The sequence below is a fragment of the Spirillospora sp. CA-294931 genome, assembly GCF_050946795.1.
Classification (GTDB): domain Bacteria; phylum Actinomycetota; class Actinomycetes; order Streptosporangiales; family Streptosporangiaceae; genus Spirillospora.
In genome coordinates, this window is the sequence record NZ_CP192006.1 from 7,223,555 (window position 1) to 7,237,986 (window position 14,432).

Annotated in this window: 13 protein-coding genes; 4 read left to right on the forward strand and 9 right to left on the reverse strand. The window is 73.8% G+C overall.

The window, feature by feature from the left end:
• Window positions 1-4 precede the first annotated feature (4 nt).
• From ACQPY4_RS32585 to ACQPY4_RS32610, 6 genes are all read right to left on the reverse strand, one after another.
• Window positions 5-3,175: an ATP-dependent helicase gene (locus ACQPY4_RS32585; protein ID WP_433327456.1), complete on the reverse strand. Its 3,171-nt coding sequence runs from the start codon at window positions 3,173-3,175 to the stop codon at window positions 5-7.
• A gap of 72 nt (window positions 3,176-3,247) precedes the next feature.
• Window positions 3,248-3,553 carry an MGMT family protein gene (locus ACQPY4_RS32590; RefSeq protein WP_433327458.1) on the reverse strand — a complete coding sequence of 102 codons (306 nt, stop codon included), beginning with the start codon at window positions 3,551-3,553 and terminating at the stop codon, window positions 3,248-3,250.
• Complete coding sequence (locus tag ACQPY4_RS32595; protein WP_433327460.1) at window positions 3,537-4,682, reverse strand: S8 family serine peptidase; 1,146 nt, start codon at window positions 4,680-4,682, stop codon at window positions 3,537-3,539. Before ACQPY4_RS32595 ends, ACQPY4_RS32590 begins: the two co-directional genes overlap by 17 nt.
• Entirely contained in the window at window positions 4,676-5,431 is a 756-nt protein-coding gene (locus ACQPY4_RS32600) for a hypothetical protein (RefSeq protein WP_433327462.1), read from the reverse strand. The genes ACQPY4_RS32595 and ACQPY4_RS32600 overlap by 7 nt, the downstream gene beginning before the upstream one ends.
• Window positions 5,432-5,488: 57 nt before the next feature.
• Window positions 5,489-6,907, reverse strand: coding sequence for a S8 family peptidase (locus tag ACQPY4_RS32605; protein WP_433327464.1), 1,419 nt, complete (start codon window positions 6,905-6,907; stop codon window positions 5,489-5,491).
• Window positions 6,895-7,671, reverse strand: coding sequence for a hypothetical protein (locus ACQPY4_RS32610; RefSeq protein ID WP_433327466.1), 777 nt, complete (start codon window positions 7,669-7,671; stop codon window positions 6,895-6,897). Before ACQPY4_RS32610 ends, ACQPY4_RS32605 begins: the two co-directional genes overlap by 13 nt.
• A gap of 271 nt (window positions 7,672-7,942) precedes the next feature.
• Between ACQPY4_RS32610 and moeZ the strand changes: the two genes are divergently transcribed.
• The gene (moeZ, locus tag ACQPY4_RS32615) at window positions 7,943-9,124 is read left to right on the forward strand and encodes an adenylyltransferase/sulfurtransferase MoeZ (RefSeq protein WP_433327468.1); all 1,182 of its coding nucleotides are present in this window, start codon (window positions 7,943-7,945) and stop codon (window positions 9,122-9,124) included.
• On the opposite strand, the gene ACQPY4_RS32620 is transcribed toward moeZ, so the two are convergent.
• On the reverse strand, window positions 9,090-10,472 hold the full coding sequence (locus ACQPY4_RS32620) for an MFS transporter (protein WP_433327470.1): 1,383 nt from the start codon (window positions 10,470-10,472) through the stop codon (window positions 9,090-9,092). The genes moeZ and ACQPY4_RS32620 overlap by 35 nt on opposite strands.
• 67 nt (window positions 10,473-10,539) lie before the next feature.
• On the opposite strand from ACQPY4_RS32620, the gene ACQPY4_RS32625 reads away from it, so the two are divergent.
• The 3 genes from ACQPY4_RS32625 to ACQPY4_RS32635 are packed head-to-tail and all read left to right on the forward strand — an operon-like array spanning window position 10,540 to window position 12,799.
• Entirely contained in the window at window positions 10,540-11,136 is a 597-nt protein-coding gene (locus ACQPY4_RS32625; RefSeq protein ID WP_433327472.1) for a TetR/AcrR family transcriptional regulator, read from the forward strand.
• Between the two features lie 32 nt (window positions 11,137-11,168).
• Window positions 11,169-11,720, forward strand: coding sequence for an RNA polymerase sigma factor (locus ACQPY4_RS32630; RefSeq protein WP_433327474.1), 552 nt, complete (start codon window positions 11,169-11,171; stop codon window positions 11,718-11,720).
• Window positions 11,717-12,799: a hypothetical protein gene (locus ACQPY4_RS32635; RefSeq protein WP_433327476.1), complete on the forward strand. Its 1,083-nt coding sequence runs from the start codon at window positions 11,717-11,719 to the stop codon at window positions 12,797-12,799. The genes ACQPY4_RS32630 and ACQPY4_RS32635 overlap by 4 nt, the downstream gene beginning before the upstream one ends.
• On the opposite strand, the gene ACQPY4_RS32640 is transcribed toward ACQPY4_RS32635, so the two are convergent.
• Both ACQPY4_RS32640 and ACQPY4_RS32645 read right to left on the reverse strand, forming a co-directional pair.
• Window positions 12,774-13,568 carry an alpha/beta fold hydrolase gene (locus ACQPY4_RS32640; protein WP_433327478.1) on the reverse strand — a complete coding sequence of 265 codons (795 nt, stop codon included), beginning with the start codon at window positions 13,566-13,568 and terminating at the stop codon, window positions 12,774-12,776. The genes ACQPY4_RS32635 and ACQPY4_RS32640 overlap by 26 nt on opposite strands.
• The gene (locus tag ACQPY4_RS32645) at window positions 13,565-14,290 is read right to left on the reverse strand and encodes a TetR/AcrR family transcriptional regulator (protein ID WP_433327480.1); all 726 of its coding nucleotides are present in this window, start codon (window positions 14,288-14,290) and stop codon (window positions 13,565-13,567) included. Before ACQPY4_RS32645 ends, ACQPY4_RS32640 begins: the two co-directional genes overlap by 4 nt.
• Window positions 14,291-14,432: the final 142 nt, after the last annotated feature.

The following is a 14,432-nucleotide window of genomic DNA, read 5'->3' on the forward strand; positions in this document are numbered from 1 at the left end:
CCCCTCATGGTCCGACCTGGCCGCCCTCGTCGTGCACGGGGCAGCAGGACCGTACCGGGCAGGTACGGCACTTGTCGTTCGCCCGCGCCTGGAAGACCTCGCCGGCCATGCCCGACGCGACGATCTCGACGAGCTTCTTGGGCCACTCGGGGTCGGCGTCCTCCCCCGGGGGCGGCTGCTCCTGCTCGCGCGCCTTGGCGGTGAACGCGGCCTTGCCCACCTGGACGAGCTTGGCACCGCCCGGCTCGATCAGCCCGTGCCGCTCGAACGCGCCGAGCATCACCGCGTACTGGTAGACGCCGAGCTGCGGATGGCGGCCGAGCTCGTCCTTGGGCACGGCCGTCGTCGAGGTCTTGATGTCGATGATCACGGCCCGGCCGTCGGCGTCGCGCTCGGCCCGGTCGATCCTGCCCTTGATCACGACCCGGCCCAGATCGACCTTGAACGACTCCTCCAGCGCGACGATCTCGTTGGGGTTGTCGCGGTGCCACGACAGGAACTTGTCGACCATGGCCGACGCCTGCTCGCGCTGCTTGTCGGAGTACCAGGCGCTGCGGAAGTCGAGGTCGCTCCAGATCTCGTCCAGGCGGCGGGCGACGTCGACCTCGGTGACGCCGTCGTCGGCCCCGGCCATCTCGGCGACCGCGTGGATGACCTTGCCCATCGTGCTGAACTCGTTGGGCCCGCCCTCCTGCGCGCCGACGGCCGAGGCCAGCAGCCACCGCAGCCCGCAGGTGGTGAACGCCTCGACCTGCGACGGCGAGATCGTGATCGGCTCGTCCTCGGCGAAGGCGGGCCCGGCGTCCGACAGCGCGGTGATGGCGTACCAGTTCTCGGGCCGCGCGCCCCGCACGCCCGCCCGCGCGAGCCGGGCCAGATGGCCCGCCGCCGCGCGCCGCATCGGCTCGGGACGCGACGGGTCGGAGATCACCGAGCGCAGATCGGCGACCAGCGCGGACATCGACAGCCAGCGGGTCTTCTCGTCCAGCTGCGACTCCTCGATCGCACCCGGGAGCAGCTCGTTGAGGAACCGGGAGGGACGCTCCTCGGTGTCGTCGCCGCCGACGGCCGTGACGACCAGCCGTTTGCGGGCCCGCGTGACGGCCACGTAGAACAGCCGCCGCTCCTCGTCGAGCATCTTGGCGGCCATCGACGCGCCCGCCGCGGCCGACCCGTCGGCCTGGTTGCCCGCCGCGTGCTCGACCAGCTCCTCGATGCCCAGCAGCGACCCGCGCAGCCGCACGTCGGGCCAGACGCCCTCCTGGACGCCCGCCACGACCACCACGTCCCACTCCAGGCCCTTGGACCGGTGCGCGGTCAGGATCCGGACGGCCTCGCCCTGCGGCGCCTGCTCGGCCAGCGTGTCACCGGCGATCTCCTGGGACGCGATGGTGTCGACGAACAGCTCGGGCCCCGCCTGCGGCAGCCGGTCGACGAAGCGCGCCGCGTGGTCGAACAGCGCGACCACGGCGTCCAGATCGCGGTCGGCCGCCGCGCCCCGGGTGCCGCCCTTGGCGCTCTGCTCCAGCAGGACGTCGGCCAGCCCGCTCTCGCGCCAGACGTCCCACAGGACGTCCTCGGCCGTCCCGCCGCGCTCGGCCGCAGCGCGGGCCACCTCGACCAGATGCGCCACCCGTTCGGCGGGCGCACGGACTTTCTCGTGGACGAGCGTCAGCTCGCGGGGGTCGTCGATCGCGGCGATCAGCAGCTCGTTCAGCGCGCGGTCGCCGCCGGAGAGGTCTTCGAGGTCGCGCAGCGCGCGCTTGAGCCGCCGCATGCCGAGCGCGTCGGCGCCGCCGAGCGGGCCCGTCAGCAGGTCCTCGGCGACGATCTCGTCCAGGAACTCCTTCTTCAGCGCGGCCCGCAGCAGCATCAGCAGCGGCCGGACGGCGGGCTCGGCGATCAGCGGGACCTCGTCGCCCGCCACCACGACCGGCACGCCCGCCTGCGCCAGCGCGCGCCGCAGCGGCGGCACCTGGAGCACGGCGCTGCGCACCAGCACCGCCATCCGCGACCACGGGACGCCGTCGAGCAGATGGGCGCGCCGCAGCTCGTCGGCCACCAGCGCGGACTCCTGGCTCTCGGAGTCGGCGATGACGGCGCGGACCTCGCCGTCCTCGCTCTCCTCAACCGGGCGCAGCGCGCGGTGCTCGGCCGACAGCGGCCCGGCGGGCAGACGGCGCGCGATGCGCCGGGAGGCGGCGAGGATCTCCGGCCCCATCCGGCGGCACGTCTGGAGCGCCACCACCGGGGCCGGGTCGCCGCCGAGCATCGGGAACCGGGCCGGGAAGTCGAGGATGCCGCGCACGTCGGCGCCCCGGAACCCGTAGATGGACTGGTCGGGGTCGCCGACCACGACCAGGTCGCGGCCCTCCCCCGCCAGCATCTGCAGCAGGTACTCCTGCGCGGGGTCGGTGTCCTGGTACTCGTCCACGAACACGATGTCGTAGGCGTCGCGCTCGCGGACGCGGACGTCCTCGTCGGAGAGCAGCCCCGCCGCCATCTGGATCAGCTCGGCGTAGTCGTAGGTCTGGACGGGATCGACGGCGAACCGGTCGACGTAGCGCGCCATGAACCGTCCGATGGCCGACCAGTCGTCGCGTCCGCGGGTGCGTCCGAGCGCGTCGAGGTCGTCGGGCGCGTACCCCCGCTCGGCGGCCCGCAGGTAGAAGTCGCGCAGCTCCTCGGCGAACCCGCGCGTGCCCAGCGTCTCGTGCAGCCGATGCGGCCAGTCACGGGCGCCGTCGGCGCGCTCGCCCTCCAGCAGCCGCCGCACCTCCAGCAGCTGCTCGGGCCCCGACAGCAGGCGCGGCGCGGGCTCCTCGTTCAGGACGGCGTCGCGCCGCAGCAACGCGTAGGCGTACCCGTGGAAGGTCAGCGCGAGCGGCGTCCGCGTCGTGCGGTGCAGCCGCCCGGTGATCCGCTGCCGCAGTTCGCCCGCCGCCTTGCGCCCGAAGGTGAGCACCAGCACCCGCTCGGGATCGACCCCGCGGTTCTCGATGCGGTCGACGACGGCCTCGACGATCGTCGTCGTCTTGCCGGTGCCAGGCCCCGCCAGCACCAGCAACGGCCCGCCCTCGTGCTCGACGACCCGCCGCTGCCGCTCGTCGAGCACCGGCGCCACCGCACGGACGGGACCGCTGCGGCGGACGAGACGGTAGGAGGCTGCTGGCACAACATTTCATTGGAGCAGATCATCACCCCTGCTCGCGCCACATCCCCCGCATGTCGCCGATACCGCGCCGGGTCAGCGGCCGTCCCAGCGGGCGCGCTTCATGTCGACGCGGCGGCCGTCGGGGCGCAGGGGTGTGGACTCCACGCGGTACTCCTCCATCGCCTGCAACTCGTGGCCGGAGGGCGGGCTGCCGTCGGCGCGGACGACCCGCCACCAGGGGACGCCGCCGCCGAACAGCGACATGACGCGTCCGACCTGGCGCGGCCCGCCCACGCCCAGCATCTCGGCGATGTCGCCGTAGGCCAGCACGCGGCCGGGCGGGATCCGGTCGACCGTGTCCAGGACGGCCTCGGCGTAGTCGTCAGGCTCGGCTCGCATCCTTCGATGATGCCGTGCGGCGGACCGCCGGGACACCGAAGACGATCAATCCGGCCACGGCGACGGCGCAGACCGTCGCGTACAGCGCGATCAGGCCACGGTCACGGCGCATCACGCGCACCGGACGGGGTTCGCCGAAGCGCCGCGACTCCGGCAGGCCGAGACCGCCCGTCCGGGACGAGGCCAGCCGGTCGGACGCCGCCAGCGCCCCGAAGGCGTCCACGCGCCCGAAGCCCACGCCGACGTCGTACCCCCGCCTCGGACGCGGCCGGGCACCCGCCACGATCGCCTGCGTGACCAGCGCCGGCGCCAGCTTGGGATGCCGGGAGCGGATCAGCGCGGCGACACCGGAGACGAACGCGGTGGCGGGGCTGGTCCCGTCGCCGATCCAGTACCGGTCGCCCGGCCCGGCGCCGACGATCCGCACGCCGGGCGCCGACACGACCACGGCCGAGTTCCGGTTGGAGAACCCCGCGTGCCGTCCCGCGGCGTCGACCGCGGCGACGGAGATCACACCGGGGAACGAGGCCGGGAACGAGTACTCGGGGCTGGTGCCCCGGACCGCGCCCCCATTGCCGGCGGCCGCGACCACCACGACACCCCGGGCGATCGCGTAGGCGACCGCCTCCCGCTCCGCCCGGGTGGGATACGAGCGGCCGAGCGAGAGGTTGACGACGTCCGCGCCGTGGTCGGCCGCGTACCGGATGCCCCGGGCGACCGTCCCCTCGTAGCGGGCGTTCCGGTTGAACGCGGCGAACCCCGGCTCGTCGCGCTCCAGGATGACGCGCAGCGCCAGCAGCCGCGCCTCCGGAGCCACGCCGATCACCCCGGAGCGTCCATGGCCGTGCCCGGCGATGATCGACGCCATCGTGGTGCCGTGCAGCCTGCGGGGCGCGGCCATGCCCGCGCCCCGGGTGTAGTCGGGCCCCGTGGTCACCGAGCCCGCCAGATCGGCGTGCGCGGCGTCCACCCCGGTGTCCAGGACGGCGACGGTCACTCCGCGTCCCTTGGTCAGCGTCCAGGCCCGGGGGACGCTCAGCGACGAAAGGACGGACGTCATCTCGGCGCGCACCGGGTCGGCGGGCACCGGGGCCGCGAGCAGCACGGCCGCCAGGACGCGGGTCAGCATGACCAGCCAGGCTCGCCGCAGCGCACCGGGGCGGGCGCGGTGAGACGCGCCAGGACCGACGCGGTGAGCCGGGGCGGAAGCGAGGACAGGATGCGCTGCCGCTGTTTCTCACGCACGGTGGGCCGCCCGTCGGCGTATCCCACCGTGGCCGCCACGACATAGGGCCCGCCGTGCCGGACCGCCGCCGACTGCCGCGCCGCGTCCCCGAACCGCGCCGTCGGCGACCCGGGGAACGACAGAGCGCGCAGACCGGGCCTCGGCCTCCCCTCGGGGAACCACTCCGCCGCCGACCGCGCCGACTCCGCGTCCGGGAACACCACGACGCCCACGGTGATCGCGAGCCCCTGCAACTGGTCGAGGTAGGTGGCGCGCAGCACCGCCCGGCATTCCCGGATCGTCAGCGTCCCGGCGAGCGGCCGGTCGACGGCCCGCTCGCAGTCGGTGCCGGGATCGATCCCGACCCGTCCCGCGACCTCGCGCGATCCGAGATCGAGCGTGTACGGCAGCCCCGACGGAAAGATCCGGCCCGCCGTCCAGGCCAGGTAACGGCCCGAGAGCTCCCGCTCCCGCGCGGCGCCGCGCTCGGCGTCCGTCGGATCTCGCGTCAGCTCCGCGCCCAGACGCGTCCCCGCCACGGCCAACGCGACCAGGCATCCCAACGCGGCGGCCGCGAAAAGCACCCGCAACCCCTGAGATGGCGGCTCGCCCTCCGGCTCGGGACCCGGCCGGGAGATCAAGACGCGCGACATCCAGCGGAGCGTAGCCCACACCCGCCCAACGCCGCGCGGGACGGTTTCGTTGGGCGGTCAGGTGCGGGTGGGTGGCTCTGTGGGGGGTGGATTGGGTGGGCGTGGGGGTGCGGCGTAGGGCGGTTGTGTCTGGTTGGGGGGCTCCATGGTGGGTGGGGCTCCCCGGGGTGGTTGCAGGTGGGGGCCGACGTAGGGGTTCGGCGGTGGTGCGTAGGGCGGGGGCGGGCGGCCGAAGGAGGTCGGGGGGCCGGAGTAGGCGAAGGCGGGGGCCGGGCGGGGATGGCGGCGGGCCAGCAGGACGGCGATGGCGATCGCGGCTGCGGTGCCCGCGATTCCGGCGACGAGGACGACGCTGATCACGGGCTTGACCCAGGCGGGACGCTCGATGACCTCGACGGGGCCCGGGTCGTCGGCGCCGAAGCGGCGCTCGGCGGGGCGGCCGCCCGCGGCGCCCGAGCGGGGGGCGGTCAGGGCGTCGGCGGCGGCCAGGGCGCGCACGGCGTTGACCTCGCCGAAGCCGACGTCGGGACCGTAGCCGTTGGACGGCCCGAACTTGGTGCTGGTGACCAGCGCCTGGGTGACCAGGGCGGGCGGGAGCTTGGGGTGCTTGGCCCGGATCAGGGCGACGATGCCGGAGACCAGCGCGCTGGAGTCGCTGGTGCCGCTGGAGATCATGTAGTCGCCGCCGGGGGCGCCGGTGACGATGTCGTCACCCGGGGCCGCGACCAGGACGGAGTAGTTCCGGTTGGAGAACGCCGCGCGGGCGTGGCCGCGCTGGGTGGCGGCGACCGCGATCACCCCGGGGTAGGCGGCTGGGTAGGAGTAGGGCGCGAAGCCGTCGGAGTCCAGGCGGCGCTTCTTGTCGCCGTCGTTGCCGACGGCCGAGACCACGACGACGCCCTTGCCGATGGCGTAGGAGATCGCCTCGCGCTCGGCGGGGTTGTCGTCGTCCTTGCCGAGCGAGAGGTTGACGACGTCGGCGCCGTGGTCGGCGGCGTAGCGGATGCCGCGCGCGACGGCGTCCTCGGCCTTCTCCGAGCTGCGGTAGAGCCGGTAGCTGGGGTCCTCGCGCTCGGCGATCGCCCGAATGGCCAGGACGCGCGCTTCGGGCGCCATGCCCGTGACGCCGCTCGCCTTGCCCGGTCCGTGGCCGCGTCCCGCGACGAGCGTGGCCATGCCGGTGCCGTGCCGCCGCGTCGGACGGGTCGATCCGTCGACGTCGGCGAGCATGTTGGGCCCGCTGATGACGGCGCCCGCGAGGTCGGCCTGGGCGGCGTCCACTCCCGAGTCGACCACGGCGACCGTCACGCCGCGGCCGCGCGTGGTCTTCCACGCGGTCTCGACCTCCAGGGTCGTGAGCAGCGGGCGCTGCCGGTCGCGGATCTCGTCCGCGCGGGCGGTGGAGGGCAGGGCGACGATGAGCAGCGCGGCCAGCAGCGCGAGCCCGAAGGCGCGGCGGGTCATCAGCACCGCCATTCGCTGCTGGAACAGTCGGGCAGGGCCTGGGTCGACAGGGTCCGCGCGATGGTGCGGGCCAGCTGGGGCGCCAGGGAGAACGGCTCGCCGGGACGCTCCTTCTCCAGCACGGCGGCGGGACGTCCGTCCGACTGGCCCGAGGCGGTCAGCAGGACGTAGGGGCCGCCGCGGTCCTGCCCCCGGTCCTGGCGCGCCGCGTCGTTGAACCGGGCGGACGCCGTCCCCGGGAAGGGCGCGGCGCGGACCGCCGCCTGGACACCGGGTTTGGTGTCGCTCGCGCGCTCGACGGGGATCTCCTTCAGGGCCTTGTCGGCCTTCCACGCGTCGGGGAAGGCCACCACCCCGACCGTGACCACGACGCCCTGGAGCTGGTCGGCGTAGGTGGCGCGCAGGACGGCGCGGCACCCGTGGCGGAGCAGCAGCGTGGCGAGCTCGGGGTCGACGGCGGCCTCGCAGGAGGTGTCCTGGACGATGCCGACCCGGGTGGCCAGCTCGCTGCTGCCCTTGTCGGGGGCGTACGGGAGCCGGTCGGGGAAGATGCGTCCGGCGGGCCAGGCCTCCCAGCGCCGGGCGACCTCGGCGTTGGCGGCGCGCTCGATCTCGGCGGTGGTGGGGTCGCGGTTCAGCGTGGCCCAGGCGCCGCTGAGGGCCGCGGCGCTCGCCGCGAGGTAGCAGCAGCCGAGGACGATGGCGACGACCATCCACTGGCGCGCGCGCAGCCCGAGCACGACGGACGGACCGGCGGGGCCAGGTGCCTGGGGCACGGGCCCGTGAGGAGAAGGAGGCAGGTGCGCCACAACCGCCAAGGTTAACTCCGGTTTGCACCGATCCGCCCGTCCGTGGGCGCGTCAGCGGAAGAGATTCGGCCCGGATTTGCGGAGGCTGAAAGGCGGGACGCCGTCTGACATGCGGCTTCCGGGAACCGGGGTTCGGGGAATGACGCCGGTCGTGGGAAGGTTGTGCGGTGAGAGGACGATGGCGTCCGCCCCCTTTCAGCCGACCCACCAGCCGAGCGTCAGCACAGGAGCACTCACCGTGTCGTTGCCACCTCTGGTCGAGCCCGCACCGGAGCTCACCCGTGACGAGGTCAATCGTTACTCTCGACACCTGATCATCCCCGACGTCGGGATGGCCGGGCAGAAGCGGCTCAAGAACGCCAAGATCCTGTGCGTCGGCGCCGGCGGCCTCGGCTCGCCCGCGCTGATGTACCTGGCCGCGGCGGGCGTGGGCACGCTCGGCGTCATCGACTTCGACGTCGTGGACGAGTCCAACCTGCAGCGCCAGATCATCCACCGGCAGTCGACGCTCGGCAAGCCCAAGGCGGAGTCGGCGGCCGAGACGGTCCGCGAGATCAACCCGCTGATCGAGGTGATCGTCCACAACACCGCGCTCGACCGCGACAACGTCATGGAGATCTTCTCCGGCTACGACCTGATCGTGGACGGCACCGACAACTTCGCGACGCGGTACATGGTGAACGACGCGGCGGTGCTGCTGGGCAAGCCGTACGTGTGGGGCTCGATCTACCGTTTCGACGGCCAGGCGTCGGTCTTCTGGGCCGAGCACGGCCCCTGCTACCGCTGCCTCTACCCCGAGCCCCCGCCGCCCGGCATGGTGCCCTCGTGCGCCGAGGGCGGCGTGCTGGGCGTCCTGTGCGCGTCCATCGGCTCCATCCAGGTGAACGAGGCCATCAAGCTGGTCGCGGGCATCGGCGAGCCGCTGGTCGGCCGGTTGATGATCTACGACGCCCTGGAGATGTCGTACCGCTCGGTGAAGGTCCGCAAGGACCCCGAGTGCCCGCTGTGCGGCAAGAACCCGACCCAGACCGAGCTGCTGGACGACTACGACGCGTTCTGCGGCGCCGTCTCGGACGAGGCCGCCGAGGCCGCGCGGGAGTCCACGATCTCCGTGCACGACCTCAAGGCCCTCCAGGACCGCGACGAGAACATCTTCCTGGTCGACGTCCGCGAGCCCAACGAGTACGAGATCGTCGCGATCCCGGGCGCGACGCTGATCCCCAAGGGCGAGTTCCTCAACGGCAGCGCGCTGGAGCGCCTCCCACAGGACCGCAAGATCGTCCTGCACTGCAAGTCGGGCGTCCGCTCGGCCGAGGCGCTGGCCGTCGTCAAGGCCGCGGGCTTCGCCGACGCCGTCCACGTGGGCGGCGGTGTGGTGGCCTGGGTCAACCAGATCGACCCGAGCCTCCCCCAGTACTGATCCGCTTTCCCGACGCCCCGGCCGCCACGGCCGGGGCGTTCGGCATGCTCAGGGTGACGGCGGCCACGCCCACGGCGATCGCCGCCATCCCCGCATAGGCGTCCCCGCTGGTGGTCAGCACGGCGAGGCCGAGCGCGCCGCCCGCCTGCTTGGCGGTGTTCATCAGCCCGGACGCGGCGCCCGCGTCCCGCCGGGACACGCCCGAGGTCACGATGCCGGTCAGCGGCGTGTTCAGCAGCCCGCCGCCGACGGAGACCAGGACGCCGGGTCCGAGGATGCCGGTGACATAGGAGTCGCCGGGGTCGAGGCGGCCCTGCCACAGGAGTCCGGCCGCCGCGACGAGCGCGCCCGCTCCGACCAGCACGCGGCCGTCGATCCGTCCCATCAGCCATGGCGTGACGCGCAGGGCGACCGCGATGGTGAGCACGGTGTGGGGCAGGAACCCGAGCCCGATCTCCAGCGCGCCGTAGTGCAGGACGCTGCCCATCGACAGCGACAGGAAGTACCACATCGGGTTGAGGCAGGCTCCGGCCAGCAGCATGGCCGCGTTGCCGGTGAGGATCGCGCGGTGCCGCACCAGGTGCGGCGGGATCAGCGGGACGGCCGCGTGCCGGGTCTCGACCAGCGCGAACGCCGCGAGGCCCGCGGCGGCCGCCGCCAGGGCCGCGAGCGTGACCGGGTCGTCCCAGCCTCGCGTCCCGGCCCGGGAGATCCCGTAGGTCAGCGCGACCAGGCCCGCCGTGACGGTGGCCGCTCCGGGGAGATCGAGCCGTGGCGCGCCGTGACGTCCGGGATCGGCGGGCAGCGACCGGACGGCCGCCACCAGGACTCCCGCGCCCACCGGGACGTTGATCAGCAGGGTCCAGCGCCAGGAGAGCGCCTCGGTGAGCAGCCCGCCGACCAGGTTGCCCGCCGTCCCTCCGGCCAGGCCCACGGCGGTCCACGCGGCCAGCGCCCGGGTGCGCCGGGCTCCTTCGGGGATGCCGGTGGTGATGAGGGTCAGGGCGGCCGGGGCGAGCACCGCCGCGCCCGCGCCCTGGACGCCCCGGGCGACGATCAGCAGGGCGGGTGCCGTCGCCAGCCCGCCCACCAGGCTGGCACCCGAGAACAGCGCCAGCCCGAGAACGAAGACGCGTCTGTGCCCGTAGAGGTCGGCCAGGCGCCCGCCCACCAGCAGCAGCCCCGCGAACGTCAGCGCGTAGGCGCTGACGACCCACTGCAACCCCGCGTGGTCGAACGCCAGGGCGTCCCTGATGGACGGCAGCGCGACGTTCACCACCGAGACGTCCAGGACGACCATGAACTGGGCGGCGCAGGCCGACACCAGGACCACGGCCGGACGCGCCATCGCCCCTCCTCCATTCTGGTACGTGCGTATCATTATGGTACACACGTACCAACGAGAGGAGCCGAGGGTGCCCAGGACGGCCGACCACGCGGCGCGGCGCGCGCAGATCGCCGACGGCCTGGTCCGGGTCGCCGCGCGGGACGGCCTGCACGCGGTGACGATGCGGGCGGTCGCCGCCGAGGCCGGCGTCTCGCTGCGGCTGGTGCAGTACTACTTCGAGACCAAGGCGCAGCTGATGCGGGCGTCGCTGGAACACCTGGAGCGGCGTGCCGCCGAACGGCTCGACGCCCGCCTGGCCCGCCTGCCCGACCCGGTGCCCGCGCGCGCGTTCGTCGAGGCGCTCCTGGCCGAGGCCCTGCCCGCCGACGCGGCGGGCCGCGCCTTCCACCTGGTCTGGACGTCCTACGCGGTGCTGTCCATGACCGATCCGGAGCTGGCCGCGCAGCCGTTCGTCGAGGGCCCCGACCGCCTCGAACGGCGGCTGGCCGACGTCCTTCGGCGCGCGGACGGCCTGCGGGACGGCCGAGACCCCGGCGCCGAGGCGGCGCGGCTGCTGGCGCTCAACCACGGGCTCGGCACCGGCGTCCTGGTCGGCCAGCGCACCCCCGCGCAGGCCCGCGAGATCCTCCGACACCACCTGGACGAACTCTTTCCGGAGGCATGACAACGCGGGGCGTCCACGGGTGTCTTTCTAATATGACCGACATCCACGTCGACGGATGGGCGGGGCCCGAGGCGAGCGGGACGGGCCCGGACGACGCGCCGTTCGACGCGCTGTTCGCGGCGCACTACCGCCCGCTGGTCCGGCTCGCCGCGCTGCTGGGCGCCGACGACCCCGAAGACATCGCGCAGGACGCGTTCGCCCGGTACTACCGGCGGCGCGGGCGGCTGCGCGACGGCAACGCGGCGTTCGCCTACCTGCGGTCGACCGTCTACAACCTGACCCGCAACCGGCGGCGCCACCTGCGCGTCGCCGGGGCGCGGCTGGCGCGGCTGCGCGACCGCACCGTCCCGGACGTGGATCCCCCCGCCGACGCGGCGGCCGTCCTGCGCGAGGACAGCAGGGAGCTGCTGGCCGCCCTCGACCGGATCGCGCCCCGCCAGCGCGAGGTGCTGGTGCTGCGGTACTGGCTGGAGCTGTCCGAGCGCGAGATCGCCGAGGTCATGGACATCTCGGTCGGCACCGTGAAGTCCCATGCCCACCGCGGTGTCGCCGCGTTGCAGTCGGCCCTGGAGGAGACGTCATGAACCCCGTTGAGGACAGGCTTCGCGACGCCCTGCGCGAGAAGGCCGAGACGTTCACGCCCGACCCGGACGCCAAGGCGCGCGTCCTGCGCCGCGTCCGCCGGCGCCGCGGCCGCGACATCGCCGCGTGCGCGGCCGCCGTGGCCGCCATCGTGGCCGGCGCGGTGTTCGCCCTTCCCCAGGACGAGGGCGCCGCCAAGAAGCCCGTGCTCCGTCCCGAGGACTCCGAGGCCCAGCGCGACCTGGTCAAGCCGCTGCTGGCCCAGTATCCGCCGCTGGGCCCCGTCACCCGGATCCAGCCCGACCAGGGAGCCGACGGCGTGACCATGCACGTGTGGCTCGCCACCAAGAACGGGGAGACGGCCTTCTGCCACGGAATCCCCACCGAAGGCGGATGCGGGACGCTCGCGCTGCCGAAGGGCGAGCACGCGGCGCGCTCGGGCAAGCTGGACCCCCGCGAGGGCCTCGACGTGATCTACGGCCTGGCCGACGAGCGGGTCGCGTCGATGAGCGTCCGCCTCACCGACGGCTCGCGGCGTCCGGGCACCGTGCGGGAGGTCCCCGGAATCCCGCACCGCGTCTGGCAGGCCGGGGTGCCCGACGAGCGGAGGATCAAGTCGCTCGACTTCGCCGACCGTTCCGGCGGGAACGTCGAGCGGATCACGCCGCCTCCCTCGTTCGACTGCGGAGGCGGCACCGCGGCCGGGCCGAACGCGGTCACCCTCGGCGGCACGGTGACGGCCGAGTGGCAGGGCGGCTGCGTGAACTTCCGGGCGGGGCCGCTGCCGATCGGCTCGCTTCCGGACGGCGGTTCCCTCGCCACGATGGCCGGGCGCTTCGGCGGCCCTCTGGTGATGTCACAGGGGTACTGGGCCGGGGTGGCGCCGCCGTCGACGGCGCGCGTGGAGCTGAGGTATCCCGACGGGAAGCGCGTGCGCGGGTGGGTCGCCCGTCCGCGCTGGTCGGGCGGGCGCGTCGCGGTGCACGCCGGTGAGTTCCGCGCCGGCAAGAACACCAGGGACGCCTGGCTGACCGGCTACTCCTCGTCCGGGCGGGTCATCTGGCGGCTTCCGATGCTCTAGCGAGGAAGTCCAGGACGACGCGGTTGAACTCCTGGGGCGTCTCCAGGTGCGGCAGGTGGCCGCTGCCCGGCAGGACGACCCGCTCGGCGCCGGGCACGGCCGCCTCGATGGCGCCGGAGTGGGCGTGCACGTCCGCCACGTCGTGCTCGCCGACCACGATGAGCGTCGGGACGGCGATCTCGCCGAGCCTGGGCAGGACGGGCTCCTCCAGGAGGCGCTCCAGGTCCATCGGGGGACGCAGGTTGTGCGGGTTGGCCGTCAGCAGTTCGCGCAGCCGGTCGCGGGCCGCGGTGTTGGCGGGCGCGACGCACCAGGGGTCTTCGCGGCTCCAGTACTCGATGTGCTCGAGCGGGGGCGTCTCCGGACCGGGCACCGCGCGCCCGCCCCGGGTGACGAAGTGCTCCGAGAGCGGCAGCCCGGACACGATCGGGGCGACCAGCACCAGCGCGGTCAGCAGGTCGGGATGGTCGACGGCGAACCGGGACGAGACCAGGCTGCCCATCGAGCAGCCGACGATCGCCGCCGGGCCGTCGGAGACCGCGCGGACGACGGCGGCCAGGTCGTCGGCGCTCGAATAGGGCTCCAAGGGCCGGGGCGAGCGCCCGTAGCCGCGGCGGTCCCAGCGGGCGACGCGGTGGCGGTCGGCGAACGCGGCGAACTGGGCGTCCCACGACTCGCCGTGCAGCAGGCCGTCATGCGAGAGCACGACCGGCGGGCCCGTCCCGGTGACCTCGGCGTGGACGCCGTCGACCGCGAGTGTGCTGGTCATCGCTTCCCTCCCGGGGGCACGTACTCCAGGCCGAGGTCCGCCGCGGTCGCGGCGAGCATCAGCTCGAACATCGGCTCGGGGTCGTCGAGCGCGAAGTCGAGATGGCCGAAGACCTCAAGGCTCACCGCACCCTGGAGCCGGATCCAGCATTGCAGGAACTGCTGGATGAGCCCAAGGGGCAGCGAGACGCCGAGCGACTCCTCGCGGTAGCGGCGCAGCTGCTCGCGCAGACCCGGGTCGAGTTCGTCGTCGGCGGGGACGGGGAAGGGCCCCTTCTTCCACAGCTCCACGAACAGGGCGAGGAACGTCGCGCCGAACTTGCGGGCGCATTCCTCGGCGAAGTCCATCTTCTCCTCGTGGTCCAGGCCGGGCAGCGGGGCTCCGAACAGCAGTTCGTACTCGCGGCGGTGCTCGCGGGCCCAGTGCCGGAAGCCGCGCGAGGCGGCCATGAACTTGCCGCTCAGATCGCCCTTGGGGACCTCATGGAGGTCGGCGGTGATCGTGGCGGTGAGCTCGTTGAACAGGTCGCCCACCAGGTGCCGCAGCAGGTCGCCGTGGCTGCCGAAGTAGCGGTAGAGCGCGGGGGCGGTCATGCCCATGTCGCGGGCGATCGCGCGCAGGGTCACCGCGTCCGCGCCCTCCTCGACCAGGATGCGCCGCGCGGTGCGGCTGATCTCCTCGATCGTCGCCGCCCTCAGCCGGTCACGTCGGCTCTCCACCACGTCTTCCGCCTCCCTCCGGCCGCCCCCACGGGGCGCCTTCGCATGATTCCCCAAAAACACCCTTGACGAAAGTAAACAGCCCATGCTTTCGTTAACGCTGTTCGCACATTAACAGCGTTCACTCATGTTACGCATCGTCACG

What these genes read in the sequence shown, in the direction of transcription:
- ACQPY4_RS32590 (WP_433327458.1), bottom strand. Translation starts at nt 3,553, where the DNA reads ATGCGAGCCGAGCCTGACGACTACGCCGAGGCCGTCCTGGACACGGTC.
- ACQPY4_RS32595 (WP_433327460.1), bottom strand. Translation starts at nt 4,682, where the DNA reads ATGCTGACCCGCGTCCTGGCGGCCGTGCTGCTCGCGGCCCCGGTGCCC.
- ACQPY4_RS32600 (WP_433327462.1), bottom strand. Translation starts at nt 5,431, where the DNA reads ATGTCGCGCGTCTTGATCTCCCGGCCGGGTCCCGAGCCGGAGGGCGAG.
- ACQPY4_RS32605 (WP_433327464.1), bottom strand. Translation starts at nt 6,907, where the DNA reads ATGGCGGTGCTGATGACCCGCCGCGCCTTCGGGCTCGCGCTGCTGGCC.
- ACQPY4_RS32620 (WP_433327470.1), bottom strand. Translation starts at nt 10,472, where the DNA reads ATGGCGCGTCCGGCCGTGGTCCTGGTGTCGGCCTGCGCCGCCCAGTTC.
- ACQPY4_RS32630 (WP_433327474.1), top strand. Translation starts at nt 11,169, where the DNA reads ATGACCGACATCCACGTCGACGGATGGGCGGGGCCCGAGGCGAGCGGG.
- ACQPY4_RS32635 (WP_433327476.1), top strand. Translation starts at nt 11,717, where the DNA reads ATGAACCCCGTTGAGGACAGGCTTCGCGACGCCCTGCGCGAGAAGGCC.
- ACQPY4_RS32640 (WP_433327478.1), bottom strand. Translation starts at nt 13,568, where the DNA reads ATGACCAGCACACTCGCGGTCGACGGCGTCCACGCCGAGGTCACCGGG.